Origin of the sequence: Nonomuraea sp. NPDC050556 (assembly GCF_044457355.1) — a bacterium.
Classification (GTDB): Bacteria; Actinomycetota; Actinomycetes; order Streptosporangiales; family Streptosporangiaceae; genus Nonomuraea.
The window spans coordinates 254,235-273,119 of the sequence record NZ_JBITGU010000005.1 but is presented as its reverse complement, the minus strand read 5'-3'; the positions used below and the strand labels follow the sequence as shown (position 1 = coordinate 273,119).

The following is an 18,885-nucleotide window of genomic DNA, read 5'->3' as shown; positions in this document are numbered from 1 at the left end:
GTATAACCCGCACAGGAAACGTCCAGAACCGATACAAAGAGCTGTCAGGCCTCCAACTGGGAGCAGATGCGGTCATGACGGTCACCTTCCACGTCCTGGGCCCGCTCGAAGTACGGTCGGCGGGCAAGGCTGTCCGGATATCCGGCAGGAAGCCGCGCATGTTGCTGGCGACGCTCCTGCTGGACGCCAACCACGTGGTCTCCACCGACGATCTGGTGGAGGTGCTGTGGCCGGGGCGGGCGCCCCGGTCCGCCCACGCCAACGTCCGCACCTATGTCAGCTCGCTGCGGTCCGACCTGGGCGGCAACGAGGTCACCGGCCGCGGCGCCGGATACATGATCAACCTGACGGCCGAGCAGCTCGACCTGCTCGCCTTCGAGGACCTGGTCGAACGGCGGCGCCTGGGCGAGGCGCTGGCCCTGTGGCGCGGCGCCCCGCTGGCCGACCTGCCCGGCAGCCCGCTCTGGGACCGCAGGCTGGAACCGCTGGCAGAGGTACGGCTGCGCGCCAGGCTCGACCACGCCGACCGGTGCGTGGAGGGCGGCGAGCACAACCTGGCCGTCGCCGAGCTGCGCGGCCTGCTGTCCGAGCACCCCTACCGGGAGGACGTGTGGCAGCGCCTCCTGCTCGCCCTGCACCGGGGCGGCAGGAAGGCGGAGGCGCTACGTGCCTACAGCGCGATCCGCGAGCAGCTCGTCGAGGAGCTCGGCGTCGAGCCGGGCGCCGAGCTGCGCCGGGTGCACGAGACGATCCTGCTCGACGAGGACACTCCGAGGCAGCTGCCGCCGGACATCCCCGACTTCACCGGCAGGCGAGACGCCCTGGCCGCGCTCGCCGGGCCGTTCTCCGTGGCCGTCGTCTCCGGTCCGCCGGGGGTGGGCAAGTCGGCGCTGGCCGTGCACGGGGCGCACGCCCTGCGCTTCCCCGCCGGTCAGCTGCACCTCTGCCTCGACCGCCGCGACCCGGCCGACCTGCTGGCCGAGGCGCTGCGGGCGCTGGGCGTCACCGCGCCCCCACCCACGCTGCACGAGCGGTCGGCGCTGTTCAGGACCCTGCTGGCCCAGCGGCCGATGCTGGTCCTGCTCGACGACGCCCTCGACGCGGAGCAGGTGCGCCCGCTGCTGCCCGGCAACGACAGCGTGGTCATCGTGACGAGCCGGCGGCGCATCACCGAGCTGCCCGGCGCCCTGCAGCTCCAGATCGACGCGCTCGACCCGGACGAGTCGCTGGCGCTGCTGTCCAGGATCGTCGGCGCCGAGCGGGTGGCGCGGGAACCGGCGGCCGCGCGGGCGCTGGTCGCCGCCTGCGGTCACCTGCCGCTCGCGGTCAGGGACGTCGGCGCCCGGCTGAACGCGCGGCCCGGCTGGTCGCTGGCCGTACTCAGGCAGCGCCTCGACGACGACAGGCTCAGCGAGCTGCGCGAGGTGCGGGTCAGCCTCGACCGCAGCTTCCGGCTGCTGCCCGACGACGCCGCCAGCGCCTTCGCCACGCTCGGGCTGCTCGGCGCGCACTCCTTACCCTCCTGGGTGGTCGACGCCGTGCTCGGCAGGCACCGCGCGGACGACGTGACCGACCTGCTGGTCGACGTCAACCTGCTGCAGCTCGTCGGCACGGACGCCGTTGGCCAGCCGCGCTACAGGCTGCCCGAGTTGGTGCGCCTGCACGCCATGGCGCAGCCGTCCGACCCGGCCGCGCTCAACCGGGTGCTGGCCGCCTGGACCGCGACCACCGAGCACGCCACCGCCCGCCTGCCCGCCTCCGTCTTCAGCCTCACGGCTGCCAAGGCCGCCCGCTGGCGGCTGCCCGAGCAGACGCTGGAACGGCTGACGGCCGACCCGCTGTCGTGGTTCGAGGCCGAGCACGACACCCTTCTCGGCGCCGTACGGCTGGCGGCCGACTCCGGCCTCACCGAGTCGGCCTGGGGGCTGGCCGCCGCGATGGTGCCCTACTTCGACCTGCACTGCCACTTCGACGCCTGGCAGCAGACCCACACCACGGCCCTGGCGGCGGCGCGCTCGGCGGGCGACACGTACGGCGAGGCAGCCATGCTCAGGGGTCTCGCCCAGGTCTGCCTCTACCAGGACCGCTACGAGGAGTCCGCGGAGCAGTTCCACCTCGCCAGGCGGCTCTTCCGCGACCTGGGCGACCGCAGGGGCGAGGCGACCTCGGTCTGCGGGCTCGGCGCGGTCAGCCAGTTCCGCGGCGACCACGCCCGCGCGGTCGCGCACTTCCAGCGCGCCCTGGCCATGTTCCTGGCCATCGAGGACAGGCACGGCGAGGCGTTCGTCCGCCAGGCGATCGGCAGGGTCTGCCTCAAGGCGGGCGACCTGGCGCAGGCCTCGGTGTGGCTGAACCAGGCCATGCGGCTGGCCCAGGAGCTGGGCGACTCGCACCGGGAGGGGTGCGTGTCCATCCAGATGGGGCGGTTGCACGACCTCGGGGCGGACGCGGAGCAGGCGATGCGGTTCCAGGGGCACGCGCTGGACATCTTCGACTCGCTCGGCGACCGGCACTGCGGGGCCTACGCGATGCAGAGCCTGGCCGGGCTACAGGCGGCGCGCGGGGAGATCGCGCCCGCCTCGGCCGGGCTGGAGTGGTCGTTGCAGGTGTTCCAGCAGCTCGGCGACCGCAGTGGGGAGGCGGCCACGTCGCAGATGCTGGGCGAGCTCTACCGGTCGGCCGGCCGTACGAGCCTGGCCCGGGACTTCCTGCGCCAGGCGGTCACGCTGCGGCGCAGCATCAGCCCTTGAGGTCCTCGCGGACGATGCCGTAGAGCACGCCGTCGTGCCAGGCGCCGTCGCGGAACCCGCCGCCGCGCAGGACGCCCTCGCGGGTGAACCCGGCCTTCTCCAGGGCGCGCTGCTCGCCGATGTTGGTGAGCTCGGTGGTGGCCTCGATGCGGTTGACCGGGGTGTGCGCGAAGAGGTACTCGACCAGGAGGCGTTGCGCCCTGCTGCCGACGCCCCTGCCGCGGAAGCCGGGGGCGACGATGACGCCCATGGCCCAGCAGTAGGAGACGCGGGAGGTCACCATCTTGCGCCAGGACAGCAGGCCCGCGCGTTCCTCGTCCACGACGATCATGAGGACGCCTCCGTCGTCGTCGAGGAAGCCGTTGTCCTCCCAGCGTCTGCGGTGCCGGTGCGGGTCGTGCCAGCCGTACCACTGGTGGTCTCCGGCGCCGTCCGGGTCGCCGGTGAGGAAGTTGAGCGTGTCCAGATCCTGTTCGCGAACGGGGGCCAGCTTCACGTCCATGCCTACGACCCTAGGCGACGGAAAAGTCGGCTAAGTCGGGATTTCTGGGGAACTTCGCCGCCTTCGAGCGCCGCCAGTGCCTCGGCGGCGGTGGGGCGGCGGGCGGGATTGCGGTCGAGCATGCGCTGGACGATCTCCGGGGCTTCCTCCAGGAACTGGTGGGCGATCACCCCGGCCGCGTAGACGTCGGAGGCGGCGGTCATCAGGTCGGGCCGGTCCTGGCACTCGGGCGCGACGTACTGCGCGTCGAGCACGTTGGACAGCTCGTGGGCGACCGTGTAGTTGCGCGGTCCCGGCTTGGCGTAGTCGAAACCGGTCAGCATCGCGTGGCCGTCGTCGGTGACCAGCACGCTGGCCGGGGAGAGCTGGCGGTGCACGATGCCGTTGGCGTGCGCGTGCGCCAGCCCGGCCAGCAGGTCCTTGAGCACGCCGAGCCCGGCGCTCTGGCCGAGCCGCAGGTGCAGCGCCTGGCCGTGCACGTCGTCGAGGACGAGCACGAACCTGCTCTCGTCGTCGATGGCGAAGAAGTCGCGCGAGCGCACGATGTTGGGGTGCGGCGGGATGCGGGCGAGCGTCGCGTAGGCGTTGGCGATGCGCTGGCGCTCGGCGATGCGCGAGTCCTGGTCGGCCATCGGGTCCGCCTGGTAGACGCGCAGCAGGACGGTCTCGCTGCCGGGCAGGGTGGCGTTGAAGGCGCGGTACTCGGTGACCTTGGCGTCGCCGCCGAGCTGCTCCTCGACCTCCCAGTTGCCGAACCTGGGCGGCGCCGTGCTCCGCCGTACCGAGGCGTTGAGCGCGTCGAGGATCGCGGTCAGGTACGGCTTCGCGTCCGGCGTGCAGCCGCGCCTGACGCGGGTGCCGTCCTTGAGCGTCGGGATCAGGCCGAACAGGTCGGTCACGTTGCCCTCGTCGCGGCCGCCGGGGTCGATGAGCTGGGCGTCGGGCGAGGTGAGCACGACGAGGCTGTCGACGTAGACGCGTTCCAGGGCGCGGTGCTTGTCGACGAGCAGGCCCTTGAGTGCGCGTGCCGTACCCCTGAGCTTGGCCACGGGCGAGCCGAACGCCTCGCGCCTGGGCGGGAACCAGCGGGTGCCGGACACCTCGATGCGCCCGCGGGTGCCCTTGACGTCGACGATGACGATCGAGTGGCCGGTCAGCACGATCAGGTCGACCTCGAACACGTCGTCGCCGCGCGGCACCTCGACGTTGTGGAGCAGCAGCCAGTCGGACGGGGCGCTGTCGCGTAGATGCGCGATCACCCGACGCTCGGCGTCGTTGACCGGACGTCCCCCGCCGACGATCTCTGCCATGGGGGCCATCCTCGCACGTTTTCAGTTGACAACATGTTGTCGTTATGACAAGATACTGTCATGAACAAGATTCACGTGGGTGTTTACGAGACGCTGGCCGACTGGGAGACGGGTTACGCCACCGTCGGGCTTCGGCAGAACGGCTACGAGATCGTCACGGTCGGCCTCGACGCCTCGCCGGTCACGACGATGGGCGGCATTCGCATCGTTCCCGACATCACCATCGACGAGCTGTCGCCGGAGGAGAGCTCGATGCTGGTCCTGGCCGGGTCGGAGACGTGGGACTCCGGCAAGCTCGACGCCTTCGGGGCCAAGGCGGCCGAGTTCCTCTCGGCGGGTACGCCGGTGGCGGCGATCTGCGGCGCGACGGCGGGCATGGCCAGGCAGGGGCTGCTCGACGACCGCGAGCACACCAGTGCGGTCGTCTACTACCTGATGGGCCAGGAGGCGTACAAGGGCGCCGAGCACTACGTCGACGCGGACGCGGTGACCGGTGGCGACCTCATCACGGCCGGGCCGACGGCGCCGATCGAGTTCGCTCGGGAGATCTTCACCAAGCTCGACGTGTTCACGCCCGCCAAGCGTGACGCCTGGTACCGCTTGTACAAGCACAGTGACCCAGCCGCCTTCGAGGAGCTGAACGCCGAGTGAGTGCGGAGCAGTTGTCGGAGGCGGCGTTGACCGTGTTCCGGCTCAACGGCCAGTTCCTCGACGTGGCGGAGGAGCTGGCCAGGCCGTCCGGGCTGACGGCCGCGTGGTGGCAGGTGCTGGGGGCGGTGTTGCACGAGCCGCTGCCGGTTGCGGGCATCGCGCGGGTGATGGGGATGACGCGTCAAGGCGTTCAGCGCATCGCGGATCTGCTGGTGGAGAAGGGGCTGGCCGAATACCGGCCGAACCCGGCGCATCGGCGGGCCAAGCTGCTGCAGCCGACCTTGGAGGGGCGGGCGGCGATCTCGAAGATCGTTCCCGGGCACGCGGCGTTCGCCGCCAAGCTGGCCTCCTCGCTCGGAGGGGAGCTTCCCGAGATCCTCGTCGCCCTGCGCAAGCTGTCTGCGGCCATGGACGGGCTCGCCGCCGACCTGTGATCATGTGATGGTGGTACGGCTGGCGCACGGCGTGGTGACGGGGCCAGATCAGCACGCCTACAGCCTGGTCGCCGGGGACGGCGCCCCGGTGGCCGTCGGGCCCCATGACGCCGATCCCTCAGCCGCTCTCGCCGCCTTGGGCGAGCTGGTGGCGGCCGGTGGGGCGCTGGCCGCTGGGGCGGGTGTGGAGCTGGCGCCCGGGTTCGTCTCCGCCCGGCTCGACGGCGCACGCGGCGACCGGCGCGACGCCCTGCTGGCGGCGTTGCCCGTCGCGGAGGCGTCCAGGCTCGGCCCCCGCGAAGGCATGCTCGTCGCGCTCTTCGGCCCAACCGCGACCAAGCCCCTCGGAGCCGCGGCGGAAGCGGCCATCGCGGCGGGCCGCTGGGGCACGCTGCAGCTCGCCTCCGCCGCCAGCGACCTGCTCGGACCGGAACGGCTGGAGCAGGTGCTCGCGCTCGACGCGGGCGAGCCGTACGGCATGGCCTCCACGCTGGCCACCCACCTGGCAGGCGCGCTCGGCGGCTACGCGGAACGGCGCAGGCTCGACCTGCTGATCGACCTGTGCGCCCAGGTCCAGGCGCGCTCGCTGGAAGAGGAGCGCAAGCGGCGGCGGCTGGCCACCCAGGGCCGCCAGAGCCGGTTGCCGGACATACGCAAACGGTGGGCGCACCATGAGGACGACCACACGCTCCAGATCCTGCACGGTCATCTCGGCCCTGAACCCTCGCTGGCCGTCACCGCCCGGTGGGTGCCGCCGCCCTGGATGGCCGCGCAGGCGCGCGACCGGCTCGTGCACGACGCCCTCGCCGCCACCACGTTGCTGCGGGTCGCCATGTCGGTGGCAGACCACGGCGCGGGCGAGGCGCTGGCGCTGCACAAGGAGGAACTGGACGCGGCGGCCACGCTGGTCTCCGACCACGAGGCGGCCTTGGCGGCGCGCCGGGTGCCCGGTCTGGCCGGGTTGCCCGCCCGCCCGGTCTGCTACGTGCGCGACCTGGCCCGCGCGACCGGTTCCGTCGGCGGGACCAGCAAGCACGGGCTGGACAAGCTCGACGTCTACGTGCGGCAGCGGGTGGCCCGGGCGCGCGACTACGCGCTCTCGGTCCTTGCCGCGATCGAGTCAGCCGAGTTCCTCTACGAGAGCTGGGAGTGCGGCGGGCTCAAGCGGTGGCGGGCCGCCGTCGGGCACCTGCGCGACCCGGGCACGTGGGTGCAGCCGCCGCTCGGCGGTGACGAGCCGCTCGCCCGGCGGCCCGGCGGGGAGGAGGCGCCTGGCGACCTGCTCTGGTACGCCGACCTGGCCGACGCGGTCGCGGTGCTCGACGGGCACGCCGCAGCGGAGATCGCCTACCGGCCCGGCGTGCCGTACGTGGACGTCGATCCGGCGCCGGAGGAGGCCAGCCCGTTCCAGCCGCGCCTCGACTCGGTCGTGCTGGCCGCTGCCGGGGCGGCGCAGCTCGTCTCGCTCGGCGGGCGGCCGCCCGCGCGCTGCCGTACCTGGACCGAGCTGGTGGCCGGGCTGATGGCGAGCACCTCGCTGGCCGAGGCCATGACCGGCGCGTTCGAGCTGCCCGCGGCCCTCGCTGCCTGGGACGGCAAGCAGGTGCCTGGGACGAGACTGCGGGTCGAGTGGGCGCACACCCCGCGCGCGCTGGCCGGATGGTCGGCCTACATGGGTAACTGCATCGCCACGCCCTACTACGTGGAGTCGGCGACCAAGGGCAGGTCAGGGCTGGCCGCGCTGCGTGACCGCGACGGGAACATCGCGGCCAACCTGGAGGTCGTGCCGTCGCGCGGCGGCTGGCGGGTGGAGGAGCTGCGCGCCCGCTTCAACGCCGACCCGCCGCAGGACGTCGAGGAGCGGGTCAGGGCGTGGGTGCGGCGCCTGGTGACGCCCGCCGTGGTCCTCCAGGACCCGGTGGAGCGTCCGCCGCGCGGCCCGAGCGGGCGACGGCCGCGCGACCGGGTGTTCGCCGAGGTGGGCGAGGCGCTGATCGAGCTGGTCGCGCCCCTCTCGCTGGAGGTCTTCGAGCGGGTGCACGGCGGGCCGGGCGCTGCGACCGCGCTGCGCAGGCTCGGGCCGGACCGGCTCGCCGCCGAGTGCCGTCGCGCGCTGGCGTCCGCCGGGCTGGTGGAGCTGTGGCGGGCTTCGGGGACGCGGCCGCTGTCGAGCGCGCTCGCCGAACTCGACGGCGGCGCGCACCTGGACCTGTTGACCGTTGACGCGCCGCTGCTCGGGTCGCTGCGCAGGCTGGCCAAGCACCCGGTGATCGCCCGAGCCAGGTCCGTCGAGCTGGTGTCGCGCCGCGTCCGTGCGGCGATCGGCGCGCTGGCCAGGTCCGGGGAGCTCGACGTCGGTCGCGGCGTGAGCACCGAGGCGCTGTGCGCGCTCGTCGTCGCGGTCACCTCGTGGGGCGCGCCCGAGCCGCTGGTTCCGATCAGCGGGCCAGGCGAGGTGACGGTGCCCGGGTTCCCGCGGACCAGCCTCGACGCCGATCCGTGGCAGAGCGCGCTTCCTACGGCCGAGGAGCTCGGCGCTTCCGTCGACGCGTTCTGGGAGCGGGTGGCGGGCGGCGGGCTGGCCGTACCCTCGGCTTGGCTGGGGCGCGGCGGGTGGAACGCGTTGTGGCGGAAGGCCGCTGACCAGCGCCGGTGAGCTTCTGTCGATCTTCTGTCAAGATCGGTGGGCCACGGTGGCCCGCATGAAGATTTTCACCGCGGCGGCCGGCGCCGTCCTGGCTCTCTCCACCTTCGCGACCCCGGCGCACGCCAGCCCGGCGGCCCTCGTCGGCGGCGTGTTCAAGGCGGCCGAGCTGATCCAGACGATCGTGAAGCTGGCCAACAACCAGAAGGACCGCGAGATCGGCGTCAAGGCGCTGATGGAGAAGACCGTGTCCGAGACGCGCGGCGAGTTCAACATCATCATCGCCAAGTACGAGTGGGCGGACTCCTCCGGACTGCCCGGTCCGCGCAGCGACCCCGACTACACCTTCGAGGACGTCGACATCGAAGGCACCAAGTACGGCGTGTGGATCTTCGACGAGGACGGCACGTTCGTCAACACCGGTGACGGCGGTTACCTGAACTGGCGGTTCTACGCGCCTGACGGCTTCACTAGGGACGGCGGGAAGGTCCACTTCAACGAGACGGCCGAGGACGGCAAGCACGACCAGGCGGACAAGGCGCAGGGCGGCGACTGGGACTCCGACGACGAGGACAACCGCACGCCCGATCCCGGTCCTGGCTCGGGGGACAAGCCCGCCCATGGCAAGAAGGTGATGCTGAAGTCCGACAACGGACGCACGCTGGGCCCCGTGTCGCTCTGGGACAAGGGCAACGGCCTGTGGGAGATCGAGCCCACGGCGTCCGGCTCCGTGTACGAGGTCGTGCCGGACAAGTGGACCGTCCAGACCGGCAGGGTGAACCACGGCTCGACCCAGCAGTGGATGTTCCACGACGGCGACGGCGACGGCCGCTACAGCATCGTCAACCGCTACAACAGGGACAAGGGCTACTCGAAGGGCGGCTGCCTCACCGCCGACGGCAACACCCTCTGGGCCATCGACTGCAACAAGCCGTCCGGTCAGCTCTGGACCATCAGCTCGGCGTCCTGACGCACGAGATCTCGGTGATCCGCACGCCGGCCTCCAGGACGGTGACGATCACCTGCGCGAGTGAACCGGGCGCGGACCTTCCTGAGCAGGTCCGTGCTCGTTCCGCCTGATCGAGGACCCCGTAGCCCTTCTCCGGTTATGAGGGCTTTCGACATGTGATCAGTAAATATGAGACCGGGTTTGGCCGTACGCTGCTTGGCATGCAGAGCAGGGTGATCGACGGCCGTTTCGAGCTGGTGGAACGGCTCGGCGGCGGGGGCATGGGCCTCGTGTGGCGCGCCTGGGACCAGGTGCTCCAGCGGGAGGTGGCGCTCAAGGAGGTACGGTCCCCGGACGATCACGACTCGGCCGCCGCCACGGAGCTGCGCCTGCGCGTCCTGCGCGAGGCGCGGGCGCTGGCCAGGCTGAGCCACCCGCACGTCGTGACCATCCACCACATCGTCGACGCGGCCGAGACCGGGTACCCGTGGATCGTCATGGAGCTGGTCTCCGGCGGCTCGCTGCAGGGGCGGCTCGAACGCGGGCCGCTTTCCCAGGCCGAGGCGGTACGGCTGGGCCGTGAGGTCCTGTCGGCGCTGCGGGCGGCGCACGCGGTCGGGATCCAGCACCGGGACGTCAAGCCGGCGAACGTGCTGCTGCGGGCGGACGGGGCTTCGGTGCTCACGGACTTCGGGATCGCGGCGATGCGGGAGTCCACGTCGTTGACGGCTACGGGGTCGTTCATCGGGTCGCCGGAGTACATCGCGCCCGAGCGGATCAACGGGTTCGAGGGTAATCCGTCCTCCGACCTGTGGTCGTTGGGGATGCTGCTTTACGTGGCTGTGGAGGGGCGGCACCCTTTGCGGCGGAGCACGACGCTGGCCACGTTGGCGGCGGTGCTCAACCAGGACGTGCCCGCGCCGCAGAACGCTGGGCCGCTGGCGCCGATCCTGGAGGCGTTGCTGCGGCGGGATCCCCATATGCGGCCGGACGCGGAGTGGCTGGACCAGGCCCTCGCCGCCTGCGCCACCACCCCAACCCTGAGCTCCACCCCCGGCCCCGTAATCCACCCCACCCCCGGCCCCGCCGCATCGGGCCCCTCCGGCCCCGCGATGTCCGGCCCTTACGGCGCATCCCCCTCCGCCCCTTACGGCTCAGGCCCGTCAGGTCCGTCCGGCCCGTCAGGTCCACCCGGCTCGGGCCCTCTCAACCCCTCAGGCCCTGCGGCGTCCGGGCCCTATGGCCAGGCTCCTGGCCAGGCATTCGCCAGCCCGGGGTTCGCCGGTCAGGCCCCCCAAGCAGGACCTCCGCAAGGCTGGGCCCCCATGCCCGCCCAAGGGCCCGCATGGGGCGGCCCTCCGCCGGGCTCCACCGTCCCGCCCGGATGGCAGGCGTCCCCCTCGCAGCCCATGACCTCCCCGTCACGCAGACGCCGCGGCACTCGTAATGCGGTGGTAGCCGTGACCGCCTCAGCCGTGGTCGTCGTGGGTCTGGCGGTCTGGCAGGTGGCCCCGATGTTCTCCGCCACCCCACGCACCACCCCGTCCTTCTCCGCCCAACCCTCCACCAAGGCCGAGCCGACCGAGGACAGCGGCACCACCGAGACCGAAGAACCAGCCGCCACGACCAACCTGCTCACCCCAGCAGGCATGCGCAAACTGGTCTCCCAGATCAAACCCGTCATCGGCGGCACCAAGATCAAGAGCCTGGTCGTCTACCCGGAGTACGCGAGCTTCGAGGCCCCGAACAAGGACGACAAGACCGTCTACGACCGCTACAGCTACAGGAACGGCGAAGCCGTACTCAACGGCCCGGGCGGCAAGATGGACGAACCCGCCTGGGACCTGTCCAAGTTCAACTGGGACGCCCTCCCCGCCCTGATCAAGCGCGCCGACAAGGACCTGGGCGTGAAGAAGGTGACCACGCGCTACCTGGTGATCGACCCGGCCTTCGCCTTCGTGGTCAACGGCCGCGTGGGGATGATGCTGTACGCCGGAGACAGCTACAAGTCCGGCTACCTGGTGGCCGACGTGAACGGAAAGATCCTCAAGATCTCCCCGGCGTAAGAATCTCCCCCAACCCAGCCCGCACCAGCGCAACCCCAGCGTCGTCAACCAGCAACTCAACCCTGACGACGGCCTCAACCCCCAGATCCCGCGCAGCCTCCTCACTGAACCGCAAGGTCAGCGCCGTCCCCGTAAGCTCCCACCCGACGACCCCGCCATAGGTGGTGCCCGAGCCGTACTCGCGAGTGACGCAGTAGGGCTCGTCCTCATCCTCGGCGAGCATGAAGATCAGCGCCCGCCCCTCCCCGTCCTCATCCTCGGACAACCCGAGGGTGACCACCTCATCATCCTCATCCCGCCCCACAAGCCGCACAACCATCTCGCCCAGCACCTGCACCAGCTCCCTTCATGCTCTACATGCAGATCCAGCAGTAGATCAGCTGGTCCTCCGCGCGCGCCCGCTGGGCCAGCCCGCGCAGGTCGGTGATCAGCTCGACCAGGTACCCCTCGTCGGGCGGCGCGAAGAACTCGTCGATCCGCGCCCACTGCGCGGCAAGACCCGCCAGCCGGTCGTCGGCCACGTCGGCCAGCGTGTCCCGCGCTCCGGCGGGAAGCTCGGCGATGCCAGGACCGTCCTTGTGCGGATGGCCGTCCGGCAAAGCCTCCCATTCCTCGATCGTCATCGGCGGGGGATACAGGGTGACCGTTTCCATGGGAGACAGGTCGTCCGAGACCCCCTCGATGAAGGCGATCAGCTGGCCGAGGCAGACCTCCGGATCGATCCCCTTGGTTTCGACGCGGTCGAAGGCGGGGCTGTTCTCCGGATCCGCCGTCGCGGCCTGCCGGTCGGGCGCCCGGTAGTAGTCGAAGAAGATCCCCAACGGTCCTCCTAGAAGTACGTCCTGAGCAGGTCGACGACGGTGTCGTTGTCGTCGGTGAGCAGGAGGGTACGCCACTTGTCGAAGGCCGTGCACGGGTGGGAGACGCCGAAGCGCAGCAGGTCGCCGGGGCGGAGGGACACCTCGGCGGGGACGGCCAGCTGGGCGTGGTGGTCGTTCAGCTGGGTCACCTGTACGCCCGTGTGGGAAAGGACTGTGGGGAGGTCCAGGTCATATGGGGCTTCGCGCTTGCCCAGCAGGGCGAAGGCCACGCCGGGTTCGGGGGTGGACAGGATCGGGGCCCAGATCTCCAGGGCTGAGTGGAGCACACCCTCGTTGGTCAGGCGGTGGAAGGGGGTTAGCCTGCGGTAATAGCCGACGTCATGGGCTATGTAGGCGCCGCTGCGCAGGATCAGGTGGATCGTGGGGTCGCCGCCCAGATGATCGGCGACCAGGTCGAACCAGATGCTGCCGCCTGCACTGACGATCAATGGCTGGCCGGACTGCAAGGCGGCGACCGCCTCGCGCAGGGTCTTCAGGTAGGCGATCACGTCGTCACCAGAGGACAGGGCGCCTTCGTAGCCGGAGATGCCCGCCACCTGCACCCGGCCCTCGGCGTAAGAGGCAAGGTCCATCGCCTCCGCCACCGAACGGACGCCTGTCCGGCCGCCGGTATAGCCGACGTCGATGAGGACGCTGATTCCCAACCCGGCCAGCAGGTCGATCCCGGCGCGGGAGTCCACCAGACAGAGGAACGTGCACGGCTCCCCGGCGATCCACTCGGCGAAGCGCCGGTCCACGAGCTGGTTGGCCAGCAGGATCCGCTCCACCCCGAAGCTCCGGTACGCCCTGACCTGCGAAGGTGTGGCCGCGGTGATACCCCAGGCGCCCGCGTCCATCTGCATCTCGAAGAGGGCGGGCGCCATCGTGGTCTTGCCGTGCGGCGCGAGCAGCACGCCGCGCCTGGCGCAGAACCCCGCCAGCGCGGCGATGTTGGCCTCGACGGCCGCCCGCCGTACCACTGCGAACGGCGGCGTGAACGGGCCGTCGGACAGGTGGTGGCGGGCGGCGGCGAACTCGGCGTACGTGACCGGCTCGCCCGGCCAGTGGATGCCGGTGGTCCTGGCATCCACGTGCTCGGTCGGGACGTGCATCAGCGGCAGGGCCGGTACGGCTGGGAGAACAGGGTGGCGTCCTTGTTCTTGTGGATGGAGTTGAAGTTGAGCGTGTTGGCGGTGGCGCAGCGGCCACCGGCGGTGTCCGAGTTCCCGTTCATGGTGTATTCGACCTGGAAGACGGCCTTCCCGGCGCTGGTGAACTGGCTGTAGTCACCGCACTCGCTGTACTGGATGCACTGCTCGTTGATCGCGAAGTCGAAGAAGGACACCAGGTCGGAGATCTGCGAGAGGTCGTTCTTCAGCGCCACCGACATGCCGTGGTCGTGGGCGATCGCGGCCAGCGCCTTGTTGTAGACGAGCTGCGTGGCCGCGCTGATGTTCCAGCCGGTGGTCGCCTGCCCGTCCTCGTAGGTGTTGACCACGTCGAACTCGACGGCGTCGAAGCCGAGCTGATCGCACAGCGCCACGCGCTTCTCGATGCGGCTGAGCATGAAGTCGCGCTGGCCGACGTTGTTGTTGATGTTGGCGTAGAACTCGTTCTCGAACCCGGGGTACGGCTTGCCGATGAGCTGGTGGTTGTGCGCGTTGTCCCAGTCGACGGCCTCCTGGTAGTCGGGGCGGAAGTTCTCGATGCCCCCGGCGTCGACGTAGCAGATCGCGTGCCCGCCGTTGGCGTGGATGGCGTTCACCGCAGCGGTGTTGAGCGTGTGGTTGTTGCCGCTGATCAGCTCGTCGACGTAGAAGTCGATGTCGAAGACCGTCGGCTTCACGCAGGCGCCCCCGGTGTACGGCACGGCGCAGATGTTCACGTCGATGCCGCCGGTCGAGGCGAAGGCCGCGTCGCCCTGGAGCTGGTACTGCCAGCGGGCGTTGAGCGGCGGCGTCCACATGCCACCTCCGCCCGCCGTGGTGGTGGCCGTCACGGCTGAGGAGGCCGCTGAACGGTTGCCCGCCGCGTCGAGCGCCTTGACGGTGAAGGTGTAGCTGGTGGAGGCGGCCAGCCCGGTCACCGTGGCGGTGGTCGAGGTGACCGTGGTGGCCACGGCGCCGTTCTTCAGTACCTCGTAGCCGGTGACGCCCACGTTGTCGGTGGACGCGGTCCACGAAAGGGACACCGTGCTCGACGTCGTCCCCGTTGACGCGAGACCGGTCGGGGTGGAGGGCGGTGTGGTGTCGCCGCCGGAGGAGGAGCTCGTCACCGTGACGGCCTCGTAGTCGACGTCGGCGCTGTCACTGGTGTTGTTCGCGGCCAGCCGTACGCGGATGGAGCCCGTGCCGGAGACGTAGTTGCCCGCCGCGTTGAAGGTCAGCGTGGTCCACGAACCCCAGGACGGCGCTCCGGCGTTCGTCCCGACCTGGGTCCAGGCGCTGGTGCCCCAGTCGTAGAGGGACCACTTCCACGTCTGCTCGGCCGCCGAGGGGCCACGGTAGTTGGCCTGCACCTGGAGCCCGGTGACGCTCGACGGCGGCACGGAGGCGGGAAGCGTGTAGGTGCGGTAGCCCACGTAGTTCGGCGAGAACTCCACGTACTTGGCGTAGTTGTTCTGGGTGCCGCTCTGGTCTTTGACCACCAGGTTGGCGACGGTCTGCCCGCTGCCGACGGACCCTGCCGTGGTGGTGATCGAGACGGGCGCGAGCGTGGTGGTGGCGGCCTGTGCGGGGCTCGCCATGAATAACCAGGCCAGAGCTACTGCGACGGTTATCCGGATAGGTTTCATCGTTTACCTTTCCATCATACGGAATTGCATTCCACCCCGATGGCACGAAAAAGCCGCCTACCCCTTGAGACCGCTGAAGGTCATCGTGGCCACGAAGTGGCGCTGGGCCAGCACGAAGCCGAGGAGCAGCGGCATGGTGGCGACGACGTTCCCGGCCATGAGCAGCGACCAGCTGGTCCGCCGAGCGCCGTGGAACGTGGTCAGCCCGACCTGCATGGTGAACGAGTCCTGGTCGCTGATCGCGATCAGCGGCCAGATCAGGTCGTTCCACGAGCCGAGCAGCGTGAAGACGGCCAGCGTCGCCAGCGCGGGCTTGGCCAGCGGCAGCACGATCCGCAGGAACACCCCGAGCCTGCTGCACCCGTCGATGCGCCCGGCGTCCTCCAGCTCGGTCGGCAGCGCCAGGAAGAACTGGCGCATCAGGAAGATCCCGAACGCCGAGGCCAGCCAGGGCACGAAGGCGGCGGCGAGCGTGTCGACCACGCCGAGCTTGGCGAACATCAGGTACGTCGGGATCATCAGCAGCTGCGGCGGGATCATGATCGTGGCCAGGATGCCGAAGAAGCCGAGGTTGCGCCCCGGGAACTTCAGCCGGGCGAAGCCGTACCCGGCCAGCGAGCACAGGACGAGGTGCGAGACGATCGAGATGGCCGACACGACCACCGTGTTCGCCAGCCAGCGCAGGATCGGCGTCTCCTGGAAGAGCTTGACGTAGCCGTCGAGGCGCAGGCTGCTCGGGATCAGTCCCGGTGGGAAGCGGTTGATCTCCGTGTCGCTCATGAACCCGGTCAGCACCATCTGCACCAGCGGGAACAGGAACAGCAACGCCAGAGGGAGGAGCAGCAGGTGCCAGCGGCTGAAACGCATCAGAACGCACCCACCTTGCTGCGCCGCGAGTAGAGGACCATGCCGACCGTGATCAGCAGCGTGATCAGGAACAGCGTGTACGCCACGGCCGAGCCGTACCCGTAGCGCTGGCCGCCGAAGGCGGTCTTGTAGATGTAGTAGACGATCGTCTGGGTCGCGCTGAGCGGCCCGCCCCGCGTGGTCGTGTACACCAGGTCGAACAGCTGCAACGCGGTGATCGTCTGCCAGACGGCGGTGAACACCGTGACCGGCCCGAGCTGCGGCAGCGTGACGTGGCGGAAGACCTTCAAGGGCGAAGCCCCGTCCACCACGGCCGCCTCGACCAGGATCTTCGGGATGTCCTGCAGCGCGGCCAGGTAGACGACGGCGGTGAAGCCGATCTGCCCCCACAGCGCGATCAGCACGATGACCGGCATGGCCTGCGCCGGGCTCTCCAGATATTGCTGCGGCGGCAGGCCGAGGTTGCGCAGGATCTCGTTGGCCGCGCCGAACTGCGGGTTGAAGACGAAGCTGGCCAGGATGCCGGTCGCGGCGGCCGAGGCGACGAACGGCACGAAGATCGCCGTCCGGTAGAAGCCGATGAACCGGATCTTCCTGTTCAGCGCAATGGCGATGACCATGCCGAGGATGATCGACGCGGGCACGAACAACACGGTGAAGAACAGCGTGTGCTCGACCGCGTCGATCACGTTGGGGTCCTGGACCATGCGCTCGTAGTTGCCCCAGCCGACGTCGACGGGGTCGGTGATGCCGTTCCACCTGGTGCGCGAGATGAAGAACGCCCAGACGGCCGGGAACAGCGACAGCCCCGCGATGATCAGGCAGGCGGGCCCGATGAAGGCCCACCCGGTCAGCAGGTCCTTGGTACGGCCGCGCACGACCCTGCGATGGCCCCTCATTGGGCCAGCGCTTCCAAGGACTTCTTGGCCGCCGCGTCCAGCGCCTGCTTCGGGTCGGCCGCGCCCTGCATGACCTGCGAGATCGCCTCGCCGACATACTGCGACAGCTCCACGTAGCCGGGCACGGTCGGCCGCGGCTGCTTGGCGTTGCCGAGGTTCTCCACGAACGTCTCCACGCCCGGGTACTCCTTGACGAAGGTCTGGTAGGCGGGCAGCGCCTTCTCCGAGTCGCGCAGCGGGAGGTTGCCGTTGGCCAGGCTCCAGCGGGCGTCGGTGTCCTTGCCGGTCAGCCAGAGGACGAAGTCGCTCGCCGCCTTGGCCCGGTTCGGGTCGTCGTGGTCGAACAACGTCCACAGGTCGGGGCCCGAGATGGTCTGGTGGTCGCCGTTGTGTCCTGGAAGTACGGCGACGCCGTAGTCGAGCTTGCGCTCCTTGATGTCGTAGAGCTGCCACGGGCCGGAGATCAGCATGCCCACGCGGCCGTCGAGGAACAGCGGGCCGAACTTCTCGTCGGTCTGGTCGAGGTAGATGGACTTGTCGGTGACGGCCATGTCGCGCAGGAAGGTCAGCGCCTGCACCCCGGCGTCGGAGTTGAACTCCGGCGTCCTGCCGTCCTTGCTGAGGATGGCGCCGCCGCGCTGCCAGAGGAGGGGCCACAGCACCCAGGTGGTGTTCTCGCTGCCGGAGACCGGGTAGGCCGTGCCGTACACGTTGGTGGCCTGGTTCGTCAGCTTCTTGGCTGCCGAGCGGAAGTCGTCCCAGGTCCAGTCGGCGTTCGGGTAGGCGAGCTTGGCCTGGTCGAAGAGCTTCCTGTTGTAGATGATCCCGAGGTTGTCCACCACGGCAGGCAGTCCGATGACCTTGCCGTCGACGGTGGCCGTGGCCCGCGCCGAGGGCGGGAACTCGTCCCAGCCGATCGCCGGGTCCTTCACGAGGGCGCTGATGTCCTGGGTCCTGCCGCTCTGGGCGAGCTGGGTGGCCCAGCTCCCGTAGGCATAGGAGATGTCCGGGTGGGTGCCGCCGACGAACGCGGCGGAGAGCTTGGTGAGCAGGTCGTCGGTGGTGGGGGCGCCGGGGGACACCTTGATCGTGATGTTCGGGTGCGCGGCGTGGTACTCGGCGGCGAGCGCCTCCAACTGCTTCTCCTGGTCGTCCGCCTGGCCGGTCCACCAGGTGATCGTCACCGGGGCGTTCGGGTCGGCGGTCTTCTGGGCTCCGGCGCATCCGGCCAGGACCAGGGCGGCCAGGGTCATGACGGCCAGGGGCCGTGGAAATGCTAAGGCCATCATGAGACCTTTCCGTATGCCGGAAATCAATTCCAGCAACGAGGAAAGCAGAGCCAGATCTGCGGTGTCAATACTTCAGCCGCCGAGCGGATCGTCCTGCTCGGCGATCACCTGGGCGAGCGTCTCGGCCGCCTTGGCCAGCTTCTCGGTGGGGAAGCGGCTCTTGGGGGCGGTCACGCTGATCGCCGCGAGCGGAGTGGTCCGTCCCAGGAAGACCGGTACGGCGGCGCAGCGCACGCCCTCCTCGTTCTCCTCCAGGTCGAGCGAGTGTCCTGCGGCCCTGATGCGGCGCATCTCCTCGGCCAGCTTGACCGGGTTGGTGATGGAGTGCCGGGTCCTGGCTTCGAGCGGCTGGTAGGTGCGCGCCCACAGCGCGATGGCCTCGTCCGTCGGGTAGGTCCAGGCCAGCAGCGCCTTGCCGACGCCGGTGCAGTGCGCCGGGTTGCGCCCGCCGATGACCGAGGTCATCCGGATCGGGTGGTTGGCCTCGACCTTGTCGACGTAGACGACCTCGCCGCCGTCGAGCACGGCCATGTGCACGGTCTCCTGCAGGTCCTTGCGCAGGCGCAGCAGCAGCGGGTGGACCAGGGCGCGCAGGTCGAGGTTCTCGCTGTAGCGGAACGCGATCGCGAGCATCTCGGTGCCGAGGAAGTAGGGGCCGTTCTGCTCGGGCTGGGCGGCGAAGCCGCGGTGGCGCAGCGCGCTGAGCAGCCGGTGTAGCGAGCTGCGCGGGATGCCCGAGCTGGTCGCCAGCTCTTCGAGGGTGACGCCCTGGCCGTTGCCCGCCAGCAGCTTGAGTATGCGCAGAGCCCGGTCGACGCTCTCCACTGGCGAGGTTTTCATGACACTCCCGGTAGGCGATTTCGCTAGGCG

Annotated in this window: 16 protein-coding genes; 6 read left to right on the top strand and 10 right to left on the bottom strand. The window is 70.2% G+C overall.

Translation table 11 applies throughout. The annotated features are described in order from the left end of the window. The first annotated feature begins 74 nt into the window (after nucleotides 1-74). Nucleotides 75-2,750 carry a BTAD domain-containing putative transcriptional regulator gene (locus ACIBG8_RS43490; protein ID WP_397349122.1) on the top strand — a complete coding sequence of 892 codons (2,676 nt, stop codon included), beginning with the start codon at nucleotides 75-77 and terminating at the stop codon, nucleotides 2,748-2,750. Here the strand turns inward: ACIBG8_RS43490 and ACIBG8_RS43485 are convergent. Together ACIBG8_RS43485 and ACIBG8_RS43480 are read right to left on the bottom strand one after the other, a co-directional pair. Continuing rightward, a complete protein-coding gene (locus ACIBG8_RS43485; protein WP_397349121.1) occupies nucleotides 2,740-3,252 on the bottom strand; it encodes a GNAT family N-acetyltransferase in 513 nt (170 codons plus the stop codon). The two genes, ACIBG8_RS43490 and ACIBG8_RS43485, sit on opposite strands and share 11 nt — an antisense overlap. 2 nt (nucleotides 3,253-3,254) lie before the next feature. Next, nucleotides 3,255-4,562, bottom strand: coding sequence for an NERD domain-containing protein kinase family protein (locus tag ACIBG8_RS43480; RefSeq protein WP_397349120.1), 1,308 nt, complete (start codon nucleotides 4,560-4,562; stop codon nucleotides 3,255-3,257). Between the two features lie 60 nt (nucleotides 4,563-4,622). On the opposite strand from ACIBG8_RS43480, the gene ACIBG8_RS43475 reads away from it, so the two are divergent. The 5 genes from ACIBG8_RS43475 (at nucleotide 4,623) to ACIBG8_RS43455 (ending at nucleotide 11,306) form a co-directional block, all read left to right on the top strand. After that, the gene (locus tag ACIBG8_RS43475) at nucleotides 4,623-5,213 is read left to right on the top strand and encodes a type 1 glutamine amidotransferase family protein (protein ID WP_397349119.1); all 591 of its coding nucleotides are present in this window, start codon (nucleotides 4,623-4,625) and stop codon (nucleotides 5,211-5,213) included. Next, nucleotides 5,210-5,647 (top strand): MarR family winged helix-turn-helix transcriptional regulator, encoded by a 438-nt coding sequence (locus ACIBG8_RS43470; RefSeq protein ID WP_397349118.1) that lies wholly within the window; start codon nucleotides 5,210-5,212, stop codon nucleotides 5,645-5,647. Before ACIBG8_RS43475 ends, ACIBG8_RS43470 begins: the two co-directional genes overlap by 4 nt. A 7-nt stretch (nucleotides 5,648-5,654) precedes the next feature. Further along, nucleotides 5,655-8,303, top strand: coding sequence for a hypothetical protein (locus ACIBG8_RS43465; protein WP_397349117.1), 2,649 nt, complete (start codon nucleotides 5,655-5,657; stop codon nucleotides 8,301-8,303). A 46-nt stretch (nucleotides 8,304-8,349) separates the two neighbouring features. Then, the gene (locus ACIBG8_RS43460; RefSeq protein ID WP_397349116.1) at nucleotides 8,350-9,261 is read left to right on the top strand and encodes an RICIN domain-containing protein; all 912 of its coding nucleotides are present in this window, start codon (nucleotides 8,350-8,352) and stop codon (nucleotides 9,259-9,261) included. Nucleotides 9,262-9,461: 200 nt separating this feature from the next. Beyond that, nucleotides 9,462-11,306, top strand: coding sequence for a protein kinase (locus ACIBG8_RS43455; protein WP_397349115.1), 1,845 nt, complete (start codon nucleotides 9,462-9,464; stop codon nucleotides 11,304-11,306). Here the strand turns inward: ACIBG8_RS43455 and ACIBG8_RS43450 are convergent. The 8 genes from ACIBG8_RS43450 to ACIBG8_RS43415 all read right to left on the bottom strand — a co-directional run bounded on the left by ACIBG8_RS43450 (nucleotide 11,287) and on the right by ACIBG8_RS43415 (nucleotide 18,855). Then, a complete protein-coding gene (locus ACIBG8_RS43450; RefSeq protein WP_397349114.1) occupies nucleotides 11,287-11,643 on the bottom strand; it encodes an Imm10 family immunity protein in 357 nt (118 codons plus the stop codon). The genes ACIBG8_RS43455 and ACIBG8_RS43450 overlap by 20 nt on opposite strands. Nucleotides 11,644-11,659: 16 nt before the next feature. After that, a complete protein-coding gene (locus ACIBG8_RS43445; RefSeq protein WP_397349113.1) occupies nucleotides 11,660-12,127 on the bottom strand; it encodes a hypothetical protein in 468 nt (155 codons plus the stop codon). Nucleotides 12,128-12,135: 8 nt separating this feature from the next. After that, nucleotides 12,136-13,278: an alanine racemase gene (locus ACIBG8_RS43440; RefSeq protein ID WP_397349112.1), complete on the bottom strand. Its 1,143-nt coding sequence runs from the start codon at nucleotides 13,276-13,278 to the stop codon at nucleotides 12,136-12,138. Then, nucleotides 13,278-14,912 (bottom strand): endo alpha-1,4 polygalactosaminidase, encoded by a 1,635-nt coding sequence (locus ACIBG8_RS43435; protein WP_397349111.1) that lies wholly within the window; start codon nucleotides 14,910-14,912, stop codon nucleotides 13,278-13,280. Before ACIBG8_RS43435 ends, ACIBG8_RS43440 begins: the two co-directional genes overlap by 1 nt. A gap of 105 nt (nucleotides 14,913-15,017) precedes the next feature. Continuing rightward, entirely contained in the window at nucleotides 15,018-15,827 is an 810-nt protein-coding gene (locus ACIBG8_RS43430; protein WP_397349110.1) for a carbohydrate ABC transporter permease, read from the bottom strand. After that, the gene (locus tag ACIBG8_RS43425; RefSeq protein WP_397349109.1) at nucleotides 15,827-16,726 is read right to left on the bottom strand and encodes a carbohydrate ABC transporter permease; all 900 of its coding nucleotides are present in this window, start codon (nucleotides 16,724-16,726) and stop codon (nucleotides 15,827-15,829) included. The genes ACIBG8_RS43430 and ACIBG8_RS43425 overlap by 1 nt, the downstream gene beginning before the upstream one ends. After that, nucleotides 16,723-17,979: an ABC transporter substrate-binding protein gene (locus ACIBG8_RS43420; RefSeq protein ID WP_397349108.1), complete on the bottom strand. Its 1,257-nt coding sequence runs from the start codon at nucleotides 17,977-17,979 to the stop codon at nucleotides 16,723-16,725. The genes ACIBG8_RS43425 and ACIBG8_RS43420 overlap by 4 nt, the downstream gene beginning before the upstream one ends. A 108-nt stretch (nucleotides 17,980-18,087) precedes the next feature. Continuing rightward, nucleotides 18,088-18,855 carry an IclR family transcriptional regulator gene (locus tag ACIBG8_RS43415; RefSeq protein WP_397349107.1) on the bottom strand — a complete coding sequence of 256 codons (768 nt, stop codon included), beginning with the start codon at nucleotides 18,853-18,855 and terminating at the stop codon, nucleotides 18,088-18,090. Nucleotides 18,856-18,885 lie beyond the last annotated feature (30 nt).

Bases quoted from the DNA above. Each gene is read 5' to 3' on its own strand.
- ACIBG8_RS43490 (WP_397349122.1), top strand. From the start codon at position 75: ATGACGGTCACCTTCCACGTCCTGGGCCCGCTCGAAGTACGGTCGGCG.
- ACIBG8_RS43485 (WP_397349121.1), bottom strand. From the start codon at position 3,252: ATGGACGTGAAGCTGGCCCCCGTTCGCGAACAGGATCTGGACACGCTC.
- ACIBG8_RS43480 (WP_397349120.1), bottom strand. From the start codon at position 4,562: ATGGCAGAGATCGTCGGCGGGGGACGTCCGGTCAACGACGCCGAGCGT.
- ACIBG8_RS43475 (WP_397349119.1), top strand. From the start codon at position 4,623: ATGAACAAGATTCACGTGGGTGTTTACGAGACGCTGGCCGACTGGGAG.
- ACIBG8_RS43465 (WP_397349117.1), top strand. From the start codon at position 5,655: ATGGTGGTACGGCTGGCGCACGGCGTGGTGACGGGGCCAGATCAGCAC.
- ACIBG8_RS43460 (WP_397349116.1), top strand. From the start codon at position 8,350: ATGAAGATTTTCACCGCGGCGGCCGGCGCCGTCCTGGCTCTCTCCACC.
- ACIBG8_RS43455 (WP_397349115.1), top strand. From the start codon at position 9,462: ATGCAGAGCAGGGTGATCGACGGCCGTTTCGAGCTGGTGGAACGGCTC.
- ACIBG8_RS43440 (WP_397349112.1), bottom strand. From the start codon at position 13,278: ATGCACGTCCCGACCGAGCACGTGGATGCCAGGACCACCGGCATCCAC.
- ACIBG8_RS43435 (WP_397349111.1), bottom strand. From the start codon at position 14,912: ATGGCGAGCCCCGCACAGGCCGCCACCACCACGCTCGCGCCCGTCTCG.
- ACIBG8_RS43430 (WP_397349110.1), bottom strand. From the start codon at position 15,827: ATGCGTTTCAGCCGCTGGCACCTGCTGCTCCTCCCTCTGGCGTTGCTG.
- ACIBG8_RS43425 (WP_397349109.1), bottom strand. From the start codon at position 16,726: ATGAGGGGCCATCGCAGGGTCGTGCGCGGCCGTACCAAGGACCTGCTG.
- ACIBG8_RS43420 (WP_397349108.1), bottom strand. From the start codon at position 17,979: ATGACCCTGGCCGCCCTGGTCCTGGCCGGATGCGCCGGAGCCCAGAAG.
- ACIBG8_RS43415 (WP_397349107.1), bottom strand. From the start codon at position 18,855: ATGAAAACCTCGCCAGTGGAGAGCGTCGACCGGGCTCTGCGCATACTC.